The 19,306-nt window shown below is 61.4% G+C and carries 21 protein-coding genes; 18 read left to right on the top strand and 3 right to left on the bottom strand.

The annotated features are described in order from the left end of the window. Positions 1-147: 147 nt before the first annotated feature. Genes gyrA through K9F62_06415 form a run of 3 tightly spaced genes read left to right on the top strand, consistent with a single transcriptional unit; the run spans position 148 to position 4,273 of the window. Positions 148-2,592, top strand: a complete 2,445-nt coding sequence (gene gyrA / locus K9F62_06425) for a DNA gyrase subunit A (GenBank protein UJX42307.1) — start codon at positions 148-150, stop codon at positions 2,590-2,592. Further along, a complete protein-coding gene (locus K9F62_06420; GenBank protein UJX42306.1) occupies positions 2,568-3,371 on the top strand; it encodes a hypothetical protein in 804 nt (267 codons plus the stop codon). The genes gyrA and K9F62_06420 overlap by 25 nt, the downstream gene beginning before the upstream one ends. A gap of 20 nt (positions 3,372-3,391) precedes the next feature. Continuing rightward, positions 3,392-4,273 (top strand): pilus assembly protein PilZ, encoded by an 882-nt coding sequence (locus K9F62_06415; protein ID UJX42305.1) that lies wholly within the window; start codon positions 3,392-3,394, stop codon positions 4,271-4,273. On the opposite strand, the gene K9F62_06410 is transcribed toward K9F62_06415, so the two are convergent. Further along, entirely contained in the window at positions 4,263-5,030 is a 768-nt protein-coding gene (locus tag K9F62_06410; GenBank protein UJX42304.1) for a Mut7-C ubiquitin/RNAse domain-containing protein, read from the bottom strand. The two genes, K9F62_06415 and K9F62_06410, sit on opposite strands and share 11 nt — an antisense overlap. 95 nt (positions 5,031-5,125) lie before the next feature. Between K9F62_06410 and coaBC the strand changes: the two genes are divergently transcribed. The 7 genes from coaBC to K9F62_06375 all read left to right on the top strand — a co-directional run bounded on the left by coaBC (position 5,126) and on the right by K9F62_06375 (position 11,454). Beyond that, on the top strand, positions 5,126-6,346 hold the full coding sequence (gene coaBC / locus K9F62_06405; protein ID UJX42303.1) for a bifunctional phosphopantothenoylcysteine decarboxylase/phosphopantothenate--cysteine ligase CoaBC: 1,221 nt from the start codon (positions 5,126-5,128) through the stop codon (positions 6,344-6,346). Beyond that, positions 6,322-6,966 carry a hypothetical protein gene (locus tag K9F62_06400; protein ID UJX42302.1) on the top strand — a complete coding sequence of 215 codons (645 nt, stop codon included), beginning with the start codon at positions 6,322-6,324 and terminating at the stop codon, positions 6,964-6,966. Before coaBC ends, K9F62_06400 begins: the two co-directional genes overlap by 25 nt. Further along, positions 6,935-8,284, top strand: coding sequence for a nodulation protein NfeD (locus tag K9F62_06395; GenBank protein UJX42301.1), 1,350 nt, complete (start codon positions 6,935-6,937; stop codon positions 8,282-8,284). Before K9F62_06400 ends, K9F62_06395 begins: the two co-directional genes overlap by 32 nt. Before the next feature lie 20 nt (positions 8,285-8,304). After that, positions 8,305-9,165 carry a slipin family protein gene (locus tag K9F62_06390; GenBank protein UJX42300.1) on the top strand — a complete coding sequence of 287 codons (861 nt, stop codon included), beginning with the start codon at positions 8,305-8,307 and terminating at the stop codon, positions 9,163-9,165. A 63-nt stretch (positions 9,166-9,228) separates the two neighbouring features. Then, positions 9,229-10,236, top strand: coding sequence for an NAD-dependent epimerase (locus K9F62_06385; GenBank protein UJX42299.1), 1,008 nt, complete (start codon positions 9,229-9,231; stop codon positions 10,234-10,236). A 76-nt stretch (positions 10,237-10,312) separates the two neighbouring features. After that, on the top strand, positions 10,313-10,603 hold the full coding sequence (locus tag K9F62_06380) for a GAK system XXXCH domain-containing protein (GenBank protein ID UJX42298.1): 291 nt from the start codon (positions 10,313-10,315) through the stop codon (positions 10,601-10,603). Between the two features lie 83 nt (positions 10,604-10,686). Next, complete coding sequence (locus K9F62_06375) at positions 10,687-11,454, top strand: AAA family ATPase (GenBank protein UJX42297.1); 768 nt, start codon at positions 10,687-10,689, stop codon at positions 11,452-11,454. 146 nt (positions 11,455-11,600) lie between these two features. Here the strand turns inward: K9F62_06375 and K9F62_06370 are convergent, their stop codons facing one another. Then, positions 11,601-12,032: a hypothetical protein gene (locus K9F62_06370; GenBank protein UJX42296.1), complete on the bottom strand. Its 432-nt coding sequence runs from the start codon at positions 12,030-12,032 to the stop codon at positions 11,601-11,603. A gap of 154 nt (positions 12,033-12,186) precedes the next feature. Between K9F62_06370 and K9F62_06365 the strand changes: the two genes are divergently transcribed. The 7 genes from K9F62_06365 (at position 12,187) to K9F62_06335 (ending at position 17,318) form a co-directional block, all read left to right on the top strand. Then, positions 12,187-13,119 (top strand): ParB/RepB/Spo0J family partition protein, encoded by a 933-nt coding sequence (locus K9F62_06365; GenBank protein UJX42295.1) that lies wholly within the window; start codon positions 12,187-12,189, stop codon positions 13,117-13,119. Between the two features lie 43 nt (positions 13,120-13,162). Continuing rightward, positions 13,163-13,540 carry an STAS domain-containing protein gene (locus tag K9F62_06360; protein UJX42294.1) on the top strand — a complete coding sequence of 126 codons (378 nt, stop codon included), beginning with the start codon at positions 13,163-13,165 and terminating at the stop codon, positions 13,538-13,540. A 200-nt stretch (positions 13,541-13,740) separates the two neighbouring features. After that, a complete protein-coding gene (locus K9F62_06355; GenBank protein ID UJX42293.1) occupies positions 13,741-14,505 on the top strand; it encodes an ABC transporter permease in 765 nt (254 codons plus the stop codon). A gap of 14 nt (positions 14,506-14,519) precedes the next feature. Beyond that, positions 14,520-15,362, top strand: a complete 843-nt coding sequence (locus K9F62_06350) for an ATP-binding cassette domain-containing protein (GenBank protein UJX42292.1) — start codon at positions 14,520-14,522, stop codon at positions 15,360-15,362. Further along, on the top strand, positions 15,362-16,267 hold the full coding sequence (locus K9F62_06345; protein ID UJX42291.1) for an MlaD family protein: 906 nt from the start codon (positions 15,362-15,364) through the stop codon (positions 16,265-16,267). The genes K9F62_06350 and K9F62_06345 overlap by 1 nt, the downstream gene beginning before the upstream one ends. A gap of 1 nt (position 16,268) precedes the next feature. Beyond that, complete coding sequence (locus tag K9F62_06340) at positions 16,269-16,907, top strand: ABC-type transport auxiliary lipoprotein family protein (protein UJX42290.1); 639 nt, start codon at positions 16,269-16,271, stop codon at positions 16,905-16,907. A 9-nt stretch (positions 16,908-16,916) separates the two neighbouring features. Beyond that, entirely contained in the window at positions 16,917-17,318 is a 402-nt protein-coding gene (locus K9F62_06335) for a DUF1992 domain-containing protein (protein ID UJX42289.1), read from the top strand. Here K9F62_06335 and K9F62_06330 read toward each other — a convergent pair. Beyond that, complete coding sequence (locus K9F62_06330) at positions 17,284-17,907, bottom strand: TetR/AcrR family transcriptional regulator (protein UJX42288.1); 624 nt, start codon at positions 17,905-17,907, stop codon at positions 17,284-17,286. The genes K9F62_06335 and K9F62_06330 overlap by 35 nt on opposite strands. A gap of 113 nt (positions 17,908-18,020) precedes the next feature. Between K9F62_06330 and K9F62_06325 the strand changes: the two genes are divergently transcribed. After that, a complete protein-coding gene (locus K9F62_06325) occupies positions 18,021-19,295 on the top strand; it encodes a flavodoxin family protein (protein UJX42287.1) in 1,275 nt (424 codons plus the stop codon). Positions 19,296-19,306 lie beyond the last annotated feature (11 nt).

The following is a 19,306-nucleotide window of genomic DNA, read 5'->3' as shown; positions in this document are numbered from 1 at the left end:
TGCGGAAATTCGCAGGATAGAAAATAAATAGAACCCATTAAAGGGTCCAGGGGAATTATTCCCCTGGCGGGGTCCAGGGGCAGCGCCCCTGGTGGGGTGGTGCAGGAGGGGCGAAGCCCCTCCTGCCCGCGCCGGAGGCGATATACCGTGAGTAATGTGATCAACATCGAGGAAGAGCTCAAGAAGTCCTATTTGGAGTACTCCTTGAGCGTCATCATCGGCCGGGCCATTCCGGACGTACGCGACGGGCTCAAACCCGTGCACCGGCGCATTTTGTACGCCATGCACGAGTTGTCCAACACGTTCAACCGGCCGTACAAGAAGTCCGCGCGCGTCGTCGGTGACGTCATCGGTAAATACCATCCGCACGGCGACCAGTCGGTCTACGACGCCTTGGTGCGCATGGCCCAGAATTTTTCCATGCGCGATCCCATCGTGGACGGCCAGGGCAACTTCGGCTCCATCGACGGCGACGCCGCGGCGGCCATGCGATACACCGAAGTGCGCATGTCGCGTCTGGCCGGCGAATTTCTGGCCGACATCGAAAAGGAGACGGTCGGGTTTCGTCCAAACTACGACAACTCCCTAAACGAACCCGAGGTGTTGCCCACCAAGGTGCCGAACCTGCTTTTAAACGGCTCCTCGGGCATCGCCGTGGGCATGGCCACCAACATCCCGCCCCATAACCTGGGCGAGTTGTGCGACGGCCTGCTCCATCAGCTCGACAACCCCTCCTGCCCCATCTCGGAGCTCCTCGGGCTGATCAAGGGGCCGGATTTTCCCACCGGCGCGTCCATCTACGGCGGCAAGGGCCTTTTCGACGCCTACACCACCGGGCGCGGGACCATCAAAATCCGCGGCAAGGCCGAGATCGAGGAGCGCAAGAAGGACCACCAGGCCGTGGTCATTCGCGAGATTCCCTACGCGCTCAACAAATCGTCGCTGGTGGAAAAGATCGCGGCGCTCATTAACGACGGCCGCATCGAAGGCGTGTCCGACCTGCGCGACGAGTCCGACCGCAAGGGCATCCGCATCGTCCTTGACCTCAAAAAGGGCGTCATTCCGGACATCGTCATAAACGCCCTGTACAAGTATACGCCCCTTGAGACCTCGTTCGGCATCAACATGATGGTGGTGGCCGACAACCGGCCGGCCACGCTTAACATCCAGCAGATGCTCGAACACTTTCTGGCCCATCGCCGGGAAGTGGTGCTGCGGCGAACGGCCTTCGACCTGCGCAAATCCGAGGAACGCGCCCACATCCTCGAAGGCCTGCGCATAGCGCTCGACAACATCGACGAGGTCGTTTCCATCATCCGGGCTTCGAAAAACGCCATCGAGGCCCGCGAGCGCCTGATGGAGCGTTTCGGACTGTCCGAGCGGCAGGCCCAGGCCATCCTGGACATGCGTTTGCAGCGCCTGACCAACCTCGAGCGCCAAAAGCTCATCGACGAGTACAACGAGCTGATTAAGCTCATCGAGTACCTGCGCAGCATCCTGGAAAACGAGGAAGTCCTGCGCGGCGTCATCCGCGACGAGATCACGGAGATCAAGGACAAGTACGCCACGCCGCGCAAGACCGAGATTCTCGAGGACCTGGAAGGCATCAACATCCTCGACCTCATTCCGGACGAGGACGTGGTCATCACCCTGTCCCGGCGCGGCTACATCAAGCGCACCAAGGTCGACAGCTACCAGCAGCAAAAGCGCGGCGGCAAGGGCGTGGCCGGGGTGTCCACCTCGGGCGACGATTTCGTCCAGTCCTTCTGCGCCACCACCAACCACCAGCAACTGCTTTTATTCACCAACCTTGGCCGCATGTTCATGCTGCCCGTGCACCAGATTCCCGAAGGACAGCGCACGGCCAAGGGGGCGCATATCGCCAACCTGCTCCCCATGGACAAGGAGGAGTTCGTGGCCACGGCGCTGGCCATCCGCGAGTTCTCCTTCGAGCGCTATTTCCTCTTTGTGACCCGCAAGGGCATGGTCAAGCGCTCCTGCACCGACCTGTACAAGAATTGCCGCAGTACGGGCATTATCGCCGTCACCCTCAAGGATGGCGACGAACTGCTCACCGTAAAAGAGATCGACGACAACGCCGAAGTGTTGCTGGCCACCAACCAGGGCCTGTCCAACCGTTTTCGTATCTCCGGCATCCGCGCCACGGGCCGGGCGGCGGCAGGCGTCAAGGGCATTGCCTTAAAGGGCCAGGACCGGGTGGCGGCCGGGGTCATCATGACCGGCAACGCCAGAAGCGAGGTCCTGACCATCTCGGCCCACGGCTACGGCAAGCGCACCTCCATCGAGCATTATCCCCTGCGCAACCGGGGCGGCTCGGGCGTCATCAACATGCGCGTGACGCCGAAAACCGGCCAGGTCATCGGCGCGGTCATGGTGAGCGCCGAGGACGAGCTGCTGCTTCTCACCTCGGCCAACAAGATCATCCGGCTGTCCGTGTCCGACATCAGCACCGTCGGTCGCGCCACCCAGGGCGTGATGCTCGTGCGCATGGAGGGCGACGTGGCGGTCACGGGATTCGATCTGGTCGATCCGAGCGATCCCACGCAGTGTCAAACCACCGAGCTTTCCTAAAACCCTTCCTGACAGGCGGCCTGATCCTTCTTTTCGTTTTCCAGGCCGCCTGTCACAGGCCTGTCCGGTCGCCCGAGGAGGATCTTCTCGATACGGCCAGACAGGCCTTTCTTGATGGTCGCTACGGCGACGCCGAGCACGACTACCAGATCTATCTCGAACATTTTCCCAAGGGTGCGGCCCGGCTTGAAGCCTGGCTGCGACTGGCCGATATCAGCCAGGATATCCGCGTCTCGCCGCGCAAGGCCGCGCTGCTTCTGGAAACCGCTGTTCTCGAAAACGCCGGGAATGTCGCCACGCAGGCCGGATTGGCGCTGCGGGCCGCCAGGCTGCATCTGGAGCTTAAGGATTACGCCAAGGCGACGAAACTGCTTCAAGGCGCAATCGTCCTGCCCGGCCTTGATGCGACTACGCAGGCCAAAGCCTGCCTGGAACTGGCCCATGCCCGCGCTTTGGCCCGGGATACGGCCGGGGCCCTTGCCGCCTACGATCTTTGCCGCGACCGGGTCGATGATGCCGGGAGCAAATCCCGGTGCGATCTGGCCCGGGCCCGGCTTTTCATGCAGCTCGACCGGACCCGTGAAGCGGAACCGATTTTGCATACTCTTTTTGCCGATCAGCGCGTCCCGGCTCCCGTACGCGGCGAGGCCGGTTTCGCCCTGGGCCAGTTATCCGAAACCGCGCATGACAAGGCTGCGGCCAGAACCTATTACGAGCGGGTGCGCACCCTCTATCCAAACCCGTTGGCGGTTGCGCAAAAACTCAAGCATTTAAAATAAATCAAGCTGGATACCACGCCATGGTGCTGGACATGCTTCGCAAGAAAAAGCCCTCCCGTGAGGAGGAACAGGAACATCGGCGCAATGCCGGCATCCTGGACGAGGCCATGGCCCAGCGCTCGAAGGTCCACGTCAAATTCGATTCCCAGACCACCACTATCACAGGCGTCACGGCCAACATCATGGCCTTAAACGATGTCGGACTTGTTCTGGAACTCAGCGGCCTGGCCACGGTCAAGGAACGATTCATCGGCCAGACGATCACCTGTTTTTTTAAGATTGTTGAACGCGAGCACCGCCACCGGGAAATTTTTTATAGCTTCGATACGACCATCCTGCGTATCCGCAACCAACAACAACGGCTTCCCCAGATCGCCATCTCCTTTCCCGGTTCTCTGCAAGGGGCCCAGCGCCGCAAAAGCCTGCGGATGAAGCCCGACCTGGAGCAATTCAGCCATATCGCCCTTTGGCGCTACGATGCCAAAGGCGGTTTCGATCTGGCCAAGCCCACCGTCTCCCACAGCCATTTCAAGGCGTCCCTGGCGCAGTTGGAAAACATCTCGGCCGGCGGCCTGCGCCTGCTGTTGCGACGGGATCTGCTCAAGGAAAAGAATCTCGCCCCCAACAAGGGGGATCGCTTCATCCTGTTTTTTACCTTTGTGGAGAACGCACCCAAGCTGCGCGGCGAGTATTGGCTGGTCGGCAAGATCAACAATGTGCAGCCCGATCCCCTGTCCCACGACATGACCCTGGGCCTGGAATTCGTGGCCAACGGCGTGCGGCTGGAGGAAACCGGCAAGGTCGAGTGGAAAAAGATCACGGACAACGTCATCGACGACATGGCCCAGCGCATTTACGAGTGGCATCTGGCCCTGTACCGCGACAAGGGGCTTAACGGCTGAGCGTCCCCTCCCCTTCGAGAATCTCCCGGAGAAAGCCCTGCATGTGCTCGTAATGCGAGCCCGCCCAATAGATGCGCCCGCACTGCGGGCACGTCGAGAACGTTTCGTAATACCGCTTCGTCTTCGGCAACAGCCGGTCCAGGACGTCCTTTTTCTCCACCGGATTTAGCACCCGGTTGCAGCGCAGGCAGCGCGAAAACGCCGCATAGGGCGGCGTCAGGCCATAGGCACGCAGGATATCGCGCAGTTGTTGTTGGGGATCGTTGGCCCGGATCAGCCGGCCGTGGACGATCCTGGACCGCTTCAGGCAGCTGACGTCCCGGGACAGGGCGATGCGCCCTTCTTCCGAGGCGATGCGGGCCAGCTCCCTGTCTTCCATGTCCCTATCGTAGGCCACGTCGTATCCGAGCAGCCGCAGGAGCGTGGCCAGCCGGCCGACGTTGGCGTCCGCCACGAAGCGCTTTGGGCCGGGGGGAAGCGGCGTTGGCCGCAGCAGGGTCGGCCTGAAGACGTCGATGGGAAGTTCGGCCGGGCGTATTTCGATGCGCTCGCCCTGGGCAAGCCTGTGTTCGAACCCGACCGGCAGGCCGTCGGCGGTGATGCCGTGGATTTCGGTATGGGGCGGCCCCAGGGCCTCGATAACGTCCTTTATCGAGGTTTGCCGCGTCACGGGATAGAGGACTTCGCCGTGTGCGGCGGGTTTTCGCAAGAGCTCCCGCAATGCGCCCGCAAAGAGTAATGTGGCCGCCTTGTCCATGGACCACCCTCCCGGTCGATCTTTACGCTTCTCCCGCCTTTGCCGTATACCCCATCATCCCGGTGATTATTAGCGCATTGCCGCAGGGAATTCTTATGACAACAACACATTGCGATTTCAAAGGATATTCCGGACGACGGGTACACCTCGGCGTGACCGGTTCCGTAGCCGCCTTCAAGGCCCTGTCCCTTTTGCGACGCCTTGTCGCTTCGGGCGCTTCCGTGGGTGTGACCCTGACCACGGCCGCCCAACGTTTCGTCACCCCGCTTTCCTTCGAGGCCCTTGGGGCCGATCCCGTCTACACCGACATGTTTTCCCCGGAAGCGGCCAATTTCGCCCATCTCGCCCCGTCGCAGACCGCCGACGTGCTGGCCATTGTTCCGGCCACGGCCGACATCCTGGCCCGGTTGTCCTGTGGTTTGGCCGGCGATTTGCTCGCCTGCCAGGCCCTGGCTTTCGAAGGGACCATGGTCGTGGCTCCGGCCATGAACCCCCGGCTCTGGAAGGCCGTCGCTACCCAGGCCAATTGGCAAACCCTCCTTTCGCGGGGCGTCGTCGGCGTCATGCCCGAATGCGGCGAGATGGCCTGCGGCGAATCCGGCCGGGGGCGGCTTGCCGGCGAGGAGGCCATTTTCACGGCCATCCTCAAGGCGCTCACCCCGCAGGACATGGCCGGCAAGAAGGTGCTGGTCAGCCTCGGGCCGACACGCGAGTATTTCGACGCCGCCCGGTTCTGGTCCAACCCCTCCACCGGCCGCATGGGCGCTTGTCTGGCCATGGCCGCCTGGCTGCGCGGGGCTTCGGTGACCGTGGTTTCCGGACCCGTATCCTGGTGGTTTCCGGACGATGTCACGGTTGTTCCGGTCACGACCGCAAAAGAGATGCACGACGCCTGTCTTACCGCTTGGCCGGACTGCGACATGGCCGTTATGACCGCTGCCGTGGCCGATTTTTCACCCGTCCCCCATCCCAGCGGCGGCAAGTTCAAAAAGGCCGTGGCCGGCAAGGAACTGACCCTGGCATTTTCTCCCACCCATGATATCCTGGCGGCAATGGGCCAGAAAAAGCGCCCCGGGCAGAGGCTTGTCGGCTTTTGCGCCGAAACGGACAATTTGCTGGAAAACGCCAAGGGAAAGCTGACGCGCAAAAATTGCGACTTGATCGTGGCCAATCCTATCGGCCGCAGCGATGCCGGGTTTGCCGCCCTGGATAACGAGGCCGTAGTTTTGGCCACGGATGGCCGCACCGAACACTGGGCAAGCGCGCCGAAAACGGAAATGGCCTGGAAGATATGGGACTCAACGAATCGCTTTTAAACGTGCCGGAACGGCTTCGTGTCTGGCAGCAGGCGGGCATCCGGTATTTTTATATCGATCCCCTGGCCGAGGCGGTCGCGGAGAGCGCGCCCGAGCGGGAGCCTGCTCTCCAGGTCGAACCCGCGCCGCATGTTGCGCCTGAGCCCTTTACATCGCCCGAGCCCGTGGAAGCGCCTCCCCAGGTTGGCGAGGACCCGGCTGCCTGGCCCAAGCCCTGGTCTTCGATTTTTGCCAAGGCGCCCTCCGCTCCCCGTATCGTTTTGACCTACGAGGCCTTGTCCCTGGACATGACCGGTCAGGCCGACCCCAGGCGCGGCCGGCTTTGGCGGCGGCTCATCCAGGATATCGGACTTTCCGGAGCCAATGCCGTGGCCTTTTGGCCCTACTGTTTGCCGGAAAGCGACGATCGGGCGCGCGACACGGCGATTTTCCTGGCCGGATTGCGGCTCCTGCAACCGGCCATCCTGGCGGTCTTCGGCGCCCCTGCCCCGGAAGTAGCGGCTGCCTGGCATGGCCAACTGCCTGCTCTCAAACCTGTCATGCTCGCCGATCCCGACATCCTCCTCAGCGGCGACAAGGAGGCCTGGCATGAAGTCATCAGCGCCCTTGGCGGCGGTTAAGCGCCTTTTCCCCTCTTGCCTGCTGGCCGCCCTGCTGCTCTTCGTTCCGGCCCTTTCCCAGGCGCAGAAAGCGCCCATTGACGTTGTCACGGCCACCCTGGACGCCGCCATTTCCCCGGCCCAGGCCGACATGCTCGACGACGCCATTGCCGTGGCCAAAAAACGCGGGGCCGCCCTGCTGGTCCTGCGGCTCAATACGCCGGGCGGCGGTATCGAGCCCATGCGCCGCATGGTGACGTCCATTCTCGGCAGCCCGGTTCCCATTGCCATCTGGATTGCCCCTTCCGGGGCCAGAGCCGCCTCGGGCGGCGTCTTTCTCATGGCGGCCGCGACCATTACCGCCATGGCTCCCGCTACGACCATCGGGTCGGCATCGCCTGTCGGGCCTGGCGGCGGCGACCTGGGCAAAACACTGCACAAGAAGATTCAAAACGATCTGGAAAGCCTGGTGCGGGGCATGGCCCTGTCCCATGGCCGCAACGCCAAATGGTATCAGCGTTTTGTCGCCAATGCCGAGAACCTGACCGCGGCCGAGGCGGTGCGCGAGCGGGTCGTGGACTTCATTGCCGTCGACCAACAGGATCTGCTGACCCAGATCGGCAAGCGCGGCCTGGAATCCGGCGGCAAGGTTCTGCGGTTTTCCCCGGATGCGGTGGTCGTTTCGCCCTATGAGCCCGGTTGGCGCTACGGCTTCTTGACCTGGCTTCTTGATCCCCAGGTGGCCTATATTCTGCTCCTGATCGGCGTTGCCGGCATTTTTTTCGAGCTGACCACGCCCGGGGCCATCCTGCCCGGCGTGGTCGGCGGCTTGTGCATCCTGCCGGCGCTCTACGCCCTGTCCATCCTGCCGACCAACATCACGGGACTGCTGCTGCTTCTTTTCGGCGGCGGCCTTTTTCTGCTGGAACTGTACGTGACCAGCTACGGCCTTTTGAGCGTCAGCGGCGTGGCCGCCCTTTTTATCGGGTCCATGCTGCTTTTCCGGCACGACGGACAGGCCGGCCTTCCCTTGTCCGTCATTGCCCCGACTGTGGCCGGCGTCTCTCTGATCCTGCTTTTGGCCGGCTGGATCGTGGCCAAGGCCCAACGGCAAAAGCCCCGCTCCGGTCTGGAGGCCCTTGTCGGGGAAAACGCCACCGTGCGTCATTTCGAGGGAGATTCAGGCAAGGTGTTCGTCAACGGCGAAATTTGGAATGCCCGGCTGGATGCCGGTTGCGCCGACTGCCGGCTCGTGCCCGGCCAATCCGTCCGCATTGTCGCCGCGCAGGACATGACGCTTGTCGTCACCGCTGGCGATGCCCCCGCATCCGCCCGCTAACAACCGGCAAAGGAGGAGCCATGTACACGTTCATCCCCATCCTGGCCATTGTCATTTTTATTCTCGTGACCTCGCTTCGCGTGCTCAACGAATACGAGCGGGGCGTCATTTTCCGTCTCGGCCGCATCATCGGGGCCAAGGGGCCTGGGCTCATCCTGCTTTTTCCGATCATCGACCGCATGACCAAGCTTTCCATGCGCACTTTTGCCATGGACGTGCCCAACCAGGACGTCATCACCCGCGACAACGTCAGCATCAAGGTCAATGCCGTGGTCTATTTCCGGGTCGTGGACCCCATCAAGGCCATCCTGGAAGTGGAGGACTACATGTACGCGACCTCGCAGATTTCCCAGACCACCCTGCGCAGCGTCTGCGGCGGTGTGGAACTCGACGAGATCCTGGCCCATCGGGACAAGGTCAACGAGCGTGTCCAGGGCATTCTCGACCAGCACGCCGGCCCCTGGGGCATCAAGGTCGCCAATGTGGAGCTCAAATACATCGACCTGCCCCAGGAGATGCAGCGGGCCATGGCCAAGCAGGCCGAGGCCGAACGCGAACGCCGGGCCAAGGTCATCAACGCCGAGGGCGAATACCAGGCCGCCACGCGTCTGGCCCAGGCGGCCACCATCATCGCCGTGCGTCCCGAGGCCTTGCAGCTGCGCTATTTGCAAACCATGCGGGAAATGGCCGCCGAAAGCCATGCGGCTACTATTTTACCTATTCCTCTTGATTTTATCCGTTCTTTTTTTCATGTTCCGACCCACGCCGCGGCAGCCCAGCCGGATCTTGCGCCGGACCCCGCGACACAGTATCCTGAACCTGATTCCACGGTCGAGGCGCCATCCGATCCGCTACAAAACCAGCAGCTTGGCGACGCGTGATCGCATTGCCATGTCGATGTGTCTTGTAATCGGCGGACCCTTTCACAGCTACCCAGAGGAGCCATGAACATTCTTGTCACCGGCGCTGCCGGATTTATCGGCTTCCATTTATGCCGCCGATTTCTGTCCATGGGTCATACCGTGACCGGCCTGGACAACATGAGTCCGTATTATTCCGTCAGCCTCAAACAGAACCGGATCGATATTCTCGCCGCCGAGAAGCAGTTCCGTTTCGTCAAGGCCGATATGGCCGATCGTCCGGCCATGGACAGCCTTTTTGCCGATGGCAAATTCAGCCATGTGGTCAATCTGGCCGCCCAGGCTGGCGTGCGCCACAGTCTGACGCATCCCGAAGACTATGTTCAAACCAATCTGCTCGGCTATTTCAACATTCTGGAAAATTGCCGGCAGAACAAGGTCGACCACTTCGTCTTCGCTTCGTCCAGCTCCGTGTACGGCCTCAATACGACCATGCCTTTTTCCGTCCACGACAATGTGGACCACCCTATCAGCCTGTATGCCGCGTCCAAGAAATCCAACGAGTTGATGGCTCATTCCTACAGCTATCTGTATGGGCTTCCGTGTACCGGATTGCGGTTTTTTACAGTGTACGGTCCCTGGGGACGTCCGGATATGGCTTTGTTTTTATTTACAAAAGCCATTCTTGAAGACAAGCCCATCCAGGTCTTCAATCACGGCCGTATGGAGCGTGATTTTACGTACATCGACGATATAGTGGAAGGGGTTGTCCGGGTGACGCAAAATACTCCAACACCCAATCCAACTTGGAATCCTGCATCTCCCGATCCCGGCAGTAGTATAGCACCGTATCGGCTGTATAACATTGGCAACAACAATAGTGTTACCCTTATGCATTTTATCGAGACTATTGAAGATGCATTGGGTAAAAAAGCAATTAAGGAGATGTTGCCGTTGCAGCCTGGCGACGTTCCGGCAACCTATGCCAATGTTGACGATCTGATTCGTGACGTGGGATTCAAGCCGTCGACGCCCATTGAAACCGGCATTGCCCGGTTTATTGAGTGGTACCGGCAATATTACCGGGCTTGATATTGACAGGATGGATAAGGTACACTAATCGAAGCTGTTACCAACGTTCAAACTGCCTCAAGGACGGAACCAGGTAATGGAATTCCAGACCACGAAACGTGATCTTGAAACGGTTTTTACGAAAATCCAAAGCCAGGTCGCGGAAGCCAATCTTCCTGAAGAAGCGGATGTGAATCGTTTTTTCCGCTTAGCCCAGCGCCTGCACCAGCAGGCCGGTGAAACGTGGATGGACGAGGCCGAGGATTTTTCCCATCTTGCCGGACAGCTGCTCAATGCCGTCAAAAAGGGCGACGTGGAAGGATGCGTCATGCTCGTCGAGTCCCTTGATGACGCGCAATCGTACTGCCATCGCATGTTCCGCGATTAAGCCTTTTCCACTGTTTCACGTGAAACATGTCTGCGCCGTGGCGCGTTGCGCCCTGGCTGATCATATGGGATCGAGGAGGGCTTATGGCGCGGGTCATCGTTATTGCCAATCAAAAGGGCGGCGTCGGCAAGACCACGACGGCGGTCAATCTTTCCGCATCCCTGGCCGTCATGGAAAAAAAAACCCTGCTGATCGATTGTGATCCGCAGGCCAATGCCGGCAGCGGTCTTTCCGTCTATCCCGACCAGGTCAGCGAAAATCTGTACACGGTCTTGTATGAACCGGCCCGGGCCAAGGAAGCTATCGTCGGCACGGAACTCCCCTTTCTGAGCGTGCTTCCTTCCGGTCCCGATCTCGTGGCGGCAGAAATCGAGCTGGTGGACAAACCGCGCCGGGAATATTTCCTCCGGGCCTTGATCGACACTGTGCAGGATGACTATGAGTACATCCTGCTCGATTGTCCGCCCTCCCTGGGACTGGTGACCCTCAACGCCCTTTGCGCGGCCAGCGAATTGCTCGTGCCGCTGCAATGCGAATACTACGCCCTGGAAGGCATCGCCCAGTTGCTGCGTACGTTTGACCAGGTGCGCAAACGCTTCAATAACCGTCTGACGCTGCTTGGCGTGGCCCTGACCATGTATGACGGCCGCAACAAGCTCAATCGCCATGTCAAGCGCGAGATATGGAAATGCTTTCCCAAGCTGTATTTCCAGACCCTTATTCCGCGCAATATCCGTCTGTCCGAAGCGCCCAGTTACGGCAAGCCTGTCCTGACCCACGACGTCAAATCCCGTGGCGCCTCGGCCTATCTGTCCCTGGCCCAGGAAGTCGTCCGACGTCAGCCGGCCTGAGTTTTGTGCCGTACTGCCTTATAGGAAGATATTTCGGATAACCCTCGACGTTCTCTTTTCACGATGCCGCCGGTAACACGGTGTTTCACGTGAAACAAAAAAGGCCGCTTCCTCTCGGAAGCGGCCTTTTTTGGGCGGTGCGAGGGTTATTTGTGCTCCACGAAGGGCTGGCATTCCACGGTGAGATGCTTCTTGAAATGCTTTTTGAGCACGAGGGACTTGCAGGACTGGCACTGGAAGGTTACCAGTCCCCCGAGGTTGGCCGCGCGCAAGCGGAACTTGCGCGGGTCGTCCTGGCGCCAGTCCTCGGTGGATGCGCCGCAATGGGCGCAGGCCACGTCATAGCTCGGCTCATAGGTGAAATCCCAGTAGGCCAGCAGGTTCTCCCAGTCCCCGATGGGCTCGGGACGTTCTTCCGGCTCCGGGCGACAGGACGGGTCCAGGACATACAGCGCTTTTTCGATGACGGGCAGCAGGTTGTCCCTGACGGCTTCCCACAGTTCGGGGCTTAACCGCACGCCGCGCAAGGCGCCGGCGGCATCGTAGAGTTCCAGGAAATGGGCTGAGATGGGTGGCACGAAGGGCTCCTTGGACGGTTTTTACGGATTGGCGCGATTGCGTCACGAGACGGCCATTTCAAAAGACATGAAAAGAAGGTAACGTTCCCGCATCGCGCGTCAAGTCCGATCACGGATACGGTGCGCGCGCAAACGTTGCAAGAAGGAATATGGCATGGCGCAGGCCCAGAAAGGACTCGGCAGGGGACTCGAAGCCCTGCTTGGCGGCTATCGGGACGACAAGCCGGGGGGGGATGTGCAGACCCTTGCCCTGGAAGCCATCCGCCCCAACCCGGAACAGCCGCGCCGGGCGTTCGACCAGGATGCCCTGACCGATCTGGCGGCTTCGATCAGGGAACAGGGCTTGTTGCAGCCCGTGCTGGTGCGTCCGGTGGCCGATGCCTCGGGCGCAACCCATGAGATCGTGGCCGGCGAACGCCGCTGGCGGGCCGCCCGATTGGCCGGCCTGACCGAAATCCCGGTCCTCGTGCGGGAAGTGGACGACGAACAAAGCCTGGCCCTGGCCATGGTGGAAAATCTTCAGCGCGAAGACCTCAATCCCATGGAGGAAGCCAGCGGTCTGCATCTGCTCCTGACCCGGTTCGGCATGAGCCAGGAAGCGCTGGCCAAAAAAGTGGGCAAAAGCCGCCCCGCCGTGGCCAACGCCCTGCGCCTGCTGCAACTCCCCGCGCCCATCCAGGAGGATTTGGCCAAGGGCGTGTTGACCGCCGGCCATGCCCGGGCGCTGTTGTCGCTGCCGGACCCGGCCCTCTGCGAGGCCTTGTGGCGGTATATCGTGGAGACGGGATGCAGTGTGCGCGAGGCCGAGGACGCGGCCGGCTACGCCAAGATACACGGGAAGCTGCCCGAAAGCGGCGCCAGGTCCGTTCGGGAAAAAACAGCGCGTCCGGCCAAAAAAGCCGTTTTGGAACAGGTGCTCCGGGACATCGAAGGTCCGCTCACGGAGCGGGCTGGCGTCATGGTCAAGGCGGCGGGTTCGGTCGATCACGGCAAAATCACCTTTCACTACAGCTCACGCCGCGAACTGGCCGGGCTCCTCGAACATTTCGGTTTGGCCGAGACGCTCACCGCCGAGGGCGGCGAATAAACGCAAGGTGAGGCGGCATTGGCGGTCCGGTCCGGGGGCTCGTATGGCTGGGCCTTGTTTGGCAAACGCAGGGACGGCGGGAGGCGGTTTGGACGACCACGACGCACGCAAGGAAGCCCATTGGCGGGTGACGACCGGGGACGCGCCCGGGCGGATCGTATTTTCGGGCGAAATCGATTTTTCGGTCACGCCCACGGTCAGGGAGCGCCTGCTGGAACTTGTCGGCAAGACGGGGAAGGATATCGAGCTGGACCTGGCGGACCTGACCTACATCGACAGTTCCGGTCTGGCCCTGCTGCTCGAACTGCGCAAGCAACTGGCGGAAACGGGTCGGTCGGTGGCTATCCGGTCGATTTCGCCCCAGGTCCGCAAGCTCTTCAACCTGACGCAGCTGTCCGATCTGTTCGGCCTGCCTGATTAGGGCAGGAAAAGAGAGAACCGGGGGGAAACTTTTCTGAAGAAAAGTTTCCCCCCGGACCCCCTTTCCAAAGACTTTTAAAAAGGGTTCACTCACTCCCGTCCACAAGGTAAAAAGTTTAGGAAAGGGAGAGCGCGAGAGGGGACAACCCTTTTCAAAGGGTTTCCCCTCTCGCATCTATCCACTTCAGGAGACAATAAGCTATGGCGCAGGGGGAAGCGGCCACACTTGTCTGGTTGGTTTCGGGGCTGATACGTTGCGCCAGGGGGACGCTCAACCCGCTGCGGCGCACCAAGACGTATCTGCGCTCGCGGACCTGGTCGCACATGGCCTGGATCGGGGCGGATTCGCTGCCGATCATCAGCATCATCTCCGCCTGCGTCGGCATCATCCTGGCCCTGCAATCCGCCACCCAGCTGGAAAAGGTCGGGGCCCTGAGCTACGTGGCCAATCTGGTCGGCTATTCCATCATCACCGAACTCGGGCCGCTTCTCACCTGCCTCATCATGGCCGGCCGGGCCGGCGCGGCCTTTACCGCCGAAATCGCCACCATGCGCATCTCCGAGGAGATCGACGCCCTGGAGGTCATGGGGGTGGACCCGGTCCGGTTTCTGGTCTGGCCGAAATTCGCGGCCATGTGCGTCATGGCCCCCCTGCTCACCCTGTGGGGCGACTGCATCGGCATATCGGCCGGCGGCATTTTTTCCGCCCTGGCCCTGGGACTTTCCGGCAAGGCCTATTTTCTTCAGACCGCCGGGTTTCTGACCATGCGCGATCTGCTCGCGGGGCTGGTCAAAAGCGCCGGGTTTGGCGTAACCATTACGATTATCGCCTGCTGGCAGGGCTTTTTGGCCCGGGAAGGCGCGGCCGACGTCGGCCGTCGCACGACCCGGGCGGTGGTGCAATCCATCTTCCTTATGATTCTTTTGGATTTGTTTTTTACGGCCCTCAATTATATCTTTCGCTGAAAAAGGAGTGTTGCGTGGCGGGTCGCCTGGAATCGCCGGATATCAGTTTGCAGGACGTCTGCGTCGGATACGGCGAGCGGGTGGTGCTTTCCGGTGTGAAAACCACCCTCCCCGGCGGGAAAGTCAGCGTGATCCTGGGCGGATCGGGCTGCGGCAAATCCACGCTTTTGCGTAACATCATCGGGTTGGTCCCCATAAAATCGGGGCGCATCGTCCTCGGCGGTCGCGACATGGCGGCCATGGACGCCGGCGAGCGGCTGGTCATGCTCCGGCACATGGGAGTGCTCTTTCAGGATGGGGCGCTTCTGGGCTCGTTGCGCCTGGGCGAGAACATCGCCCTGCCCCTGCGCGAACACACCGAGTTGTCCAATTCGCTTATCGAGGAAGTGGTCGGACTCAAGCTGCGTCTGGTGGGCCTTGGCGACTTCATGAACTATTTCCCGAGCGAACTTTCCGGGGGCATGCGCAAGCGGGCCGGGCTGGCCCGGGCCATGGCCCTCGATCCGGCCGTGCTGTTGTGCGACGAACCGACATCGGGTCTGGACCCCATCACGGCCGCGGACATGGATCAGCTCATTCTCGAACTCAAGGCCACGTTTGACATGACCATCGTGGTCGTGACCCATGACCTGGAAAGCCTGTACGCCATTGCCGACCATGTGGTGGTGCTGGGTTCCGGCAAAATGCTGTTTCAGGGGTCCCTGCCCGATCTGGCGGCTTGCGACGACCCGTTTATCGGGCAGTTTCTGCGTCGGTTGCCGTCCCGGGAAAGCCGCATTCTGGAAGAACCATGGGCCGACCTCGTGGCGCGCCGACATGCCATGGCGGTTCCGTGCGCCGCATCCGAGGGGGATTGATGCTGTCAGCCAAGGCGAGTCGCTCGGATTACTTCAAGGCCTACGGGACGCTGCTGCTTGGCCTTTGCATCCTGGGCGCGTTCATGGTGGTGCTTGGCGGTAACTGGTTCTGGGTCAAATACGACCATTATCTGATCCGGTTCACTTCGGTGAAGGATTTGAGCCCCGGGCGGACCGTCAAATACGCGGGTCTGGATATCGGCCGGGTGGCGTCCATAGACCTCGACCCCGGCGATCCGCACTACATCGCCGTGAAGGTCGACATCAAACAAGGGTTTCCGCTGTTTTCCGGAACCGTGGCCCGCATTGCCCAAAAGGGGCTGGTGGGCGATTATTATGTTCTGCTCGACCTGCGCGGCGAGCCTGGAGCGCGCTTGGAGCCCGGCCAAACGATCCCGTCCATACCCACCATGGATATGCAGGAACTGGCGGCCAAGGCGGGAGACCTGCTCAATGACATCCGGCCGAAAATTAACGACATCGCCGACAACATCGACAAGCTTTTCAGCAAGGAGAACACCGACTCCCTGCGCCGGGCCCTGGAAAACACGCCCAAGCTGGTGGAGGATCTGCGCCGGGCGGCCAACGATTTTCGCACCAATTGGGACAAGCTCTCGACCAAGGGCGGCAAGGCGGCCGATACCCTGGACGCATCGCTTAAGCGCATGGACAAGGCCGTGTCTTCGGTGGAAAGGGAACTGGTCAGGACGCTCGTCAATATCCAGCGCAAGACCGACGGCATCGGCGGCCTTGTGACCGATGTGCGCCAGGGCTTCAATTACGACCAGGAACAAATGGAAGATATTCTCAAAAACCTCAACCGGACGAGCCGGGAAGTCAAAGACCTCATGGGCCGGCTGCGCGAGCGGCCCTGGGAGCTTATCCGGCCGCCAGCGGGTAGATGATATGAAGCGTTTTTCCCATATCGCCGTTTGGATTGTTTTCAGCCTGATCCTGGGCGCGAGCCTTGCCGGTTGTTTCGGCAAGCCGCCGCCGCCCCAGCAATACCTGCGAGTGGATTTGGGCCAGGCCCCCTGCCCCGGCTCCGCCAATGCCCAACAGCGCCTGCCGCTCGGGATCAAGCCGCTCAAGGCACTGGAGAACCTGGACCGCACCGCGGTCCTGACCGCCCATGACAATGTGCTGACCGCGAGCCTCCAGTACTACTGGGAAGGCGCGCCCCAGGACCTGGTGGGACAGGCCCTGCGCCACGGCATCGAATGCCAGTCCGCGAGCCTGACCCCGGTCGATTACCAGCCGCGCGTGACCCATGACGCGGTCCTGACCGGCCAGCTTACCGCGTTCAACGTGGACGAGACCGAGGGCGGCCGGTTCGTGGTGTCGCTCCACCTCGACCTGTGGTCCCGGAATCTGGGGACGCGTATTTCCAGCGGGGACTTCAACGCCTATGCGCCGCTGGATAATTTCAGCGGCGACGCCGTGGCCAATGCCGCCTCCGATGCCCTGGGCCGCGTCGTGCCCAAGGTCGTGGCCTGGCTCGATGGCGGTCTGCCGCGCATCCAGAAATTCATGCAACAGCAATGAGGTAGGGCCATGCTTTTTGCCGTGAGCATCATTGCCGAGGAGCGCATTGCCGCGGCCATGCGCAAGGGGGAGTTCGAGAACCTCGAGGGCAAGGGCAAGAAGATTGTTTACGAGGACGATTCCATGATCCCCGAGGACCTGCGCATGGCCTACAAGATCCTCAAGAACGCCGGCTACGTGCCCGAAGAGCTGACGCAGGAAAAAGAGATCATGACGGCCGCCGAACTGCTTGCCGCCGCGACCGACGAGCAGGAACGGTACAAGCAGATGCAAAAGCTCAATTACCTTGTCATGAAGGTCAACGCCCGCCGCCGGCGGCCGGTCAACCTGGAGCAGGATGCGGACTATTACCGCAAGGTGGTGGAACGCGTCTCGGTCAGGGTTCCCGGTCGGGAAGCACAAGACCGCTGAGCAGCAAGGCGCAGGCCGCGTCGCTGACGTTTTCGCCATCCGGGGCAAGGCCGCATTCCGACGGCAGATGCCCCGCGATGGCCAGATCCGTCAGCCCGTGGACCATGGCCCACACGGTCACGGCCAGGATATGGGGCGGTCCCTGGCGGAAAAAAACCGCTTCCTGGCCCCGGACAATGGACGCGACCAGCGCGTCGAACGCCCTCTTTCCCGCCTCTCGCAATTCCGGGTTCGCGTGCTCCAGCCGCGCGGCGTCGCCGAACATGAGCCGGTACATGGCCGGCCGGGTGACGCCGAGGTCGATGTAGCATTTGCAAGACGCCAGGAATTGCTCCCCGGCGTCCAGGTCCGCAGCGGCCGAGATCCTGTCCAGCTCTTCATGCAGCCGGTCGAAGCCGCGCGTCGCCAAGGCGGCCAGCAGGTCGGACTTGGAGGCGAAGTGCCTATACGGCGCGGCATGGCTCACCCCGGCCGTGCGGGCCAGGTCCCGCAGGCTGATGCCCCCTCCTCCGTCCCGCTCAAGCAGCCGTTCGCCGGCATCGAGCAACGCTTTCCGTAGATTGCCGTGGTGATAGGCGTCATCATGCATGGGTCGTCGTGTTCCTTGCCCAGTATTGAAGCAAACAATGTTGACGATGTCCACATGAGAAGATACACGGATGTTGCCATTGCCAACATGGATACAATCCAGGAGGACTCGGTATGGCAAAAATTTGTTTGTTTCTGGACGGGCTTGGGCAGGATGGGGCGGCAAAAGACGTTTTTCGCGGCCTGGTGCGGGAAACGGCCCGGGAAGCCGGCTACGCCCTGGATGTGGTCGATGTGGAAAGTCTTTGCGTGTCGCCGTGCAAAGGCTGCTTCGGTTGCTGGATCAAGACGCCCGGCCGGTGCCTGATCGACGACCCGTGCCGGGAACTTACCGGCCGGCTTGTCGCCGCCGATGTGGTCGTTACCGCCTCGCCTGTTGTCTTTGGCGGGTTGTCCGGACAAATGAAGATGCTCCTCGAGCGTTGCGTGCTCTCCACCCTGCTGCCGTTTTTCCATACGGTCGAGGGGCGTACGCGACATCCCCTGCGCTATGGCCGCAATCCCGACCTCATCAGCCTTGGCTGGCTGCCGCACCGGGATGTCGAGCAGGAGCGCCTTTTTCAAGGGCTCCTGGATCGCAACGCGGCCAATCTGGGTTCAGTCCGTAAAGCGTCCTGCGTTGTCCAGGCGGATGCGACGCCGGAAATGTGGCGCGCCAAGCTCGAGCAGGCCTTTTCCTTTGGGCAACATCCCGCCGCACCGCCAAAGCAGCCGACAATCGTCATTTGCAACGGTTCGCCGAAACGCACCGGCAGCGTGTCGGGCATGCTGGGCGGCTATCTGGCCAAATGCCTGTCCGCTCGAGGCGCGCGTACGGAGACCGTAAGCCTTTTGGAAGCCGCCAAGAACGAGGAGGCTTTCGACCGGCTTGTCAGGCTGGTGGAACAGGCGGACGGCGTTGCCCTTGCCTTCCCGCTCTACGGCGATTTTCTGCCTGGGCACGTTACGTTCGTTCTGAGCCATCTGGCCGCCCTTGGCGCCGGAATCGCCACCACTCGGCAAACCGGTTTTGTGGCCATCGCCAATTGCGGCTTTCCCGAAGCGCGCAATAACGACGCCGCCTTGGAGGGCTGCCGTCTGGCCGCCTCGCAACTGGGGTTTGCCTGGCTTGGCGGCGTGTCGGTCGGCGGAGGCGGATTCTATACGGGCCGGGAACTGGAAAAGCTCGGTTTCCTGGGACGACGCGCCCGGCAGGCCCTGGAGAAAAAAGCGGCGCTCCTCGTCGGCGAGGCGACCGAAAGCGATCTGTCCAGCCCCAATATCCAGGTGCCCTGCCCCATGCCCGGCTGGCTCTATCTGCGCATCGCCGAAATGGGCTGGAAGAAGTCCCTCCGCACGGGTGGTAAAACCATCGACCCCTACGCGCGCCCGTATGAAGCGAAGAGGTAGAGAGGGAAAGA

The sequence above is a fragment of the Desulfovibrio sp. JY genome, assembly GCA_021730285.1.
GTDB lineage: Bacteria > Desulfobacterota > Desulfovibrionia > Desulfovibrionales > Desulfovibrionaceae > Solidesulfovibrio.
This window is presented reverse-complemented; position numbering and strand designations above follow the sequence as displayed.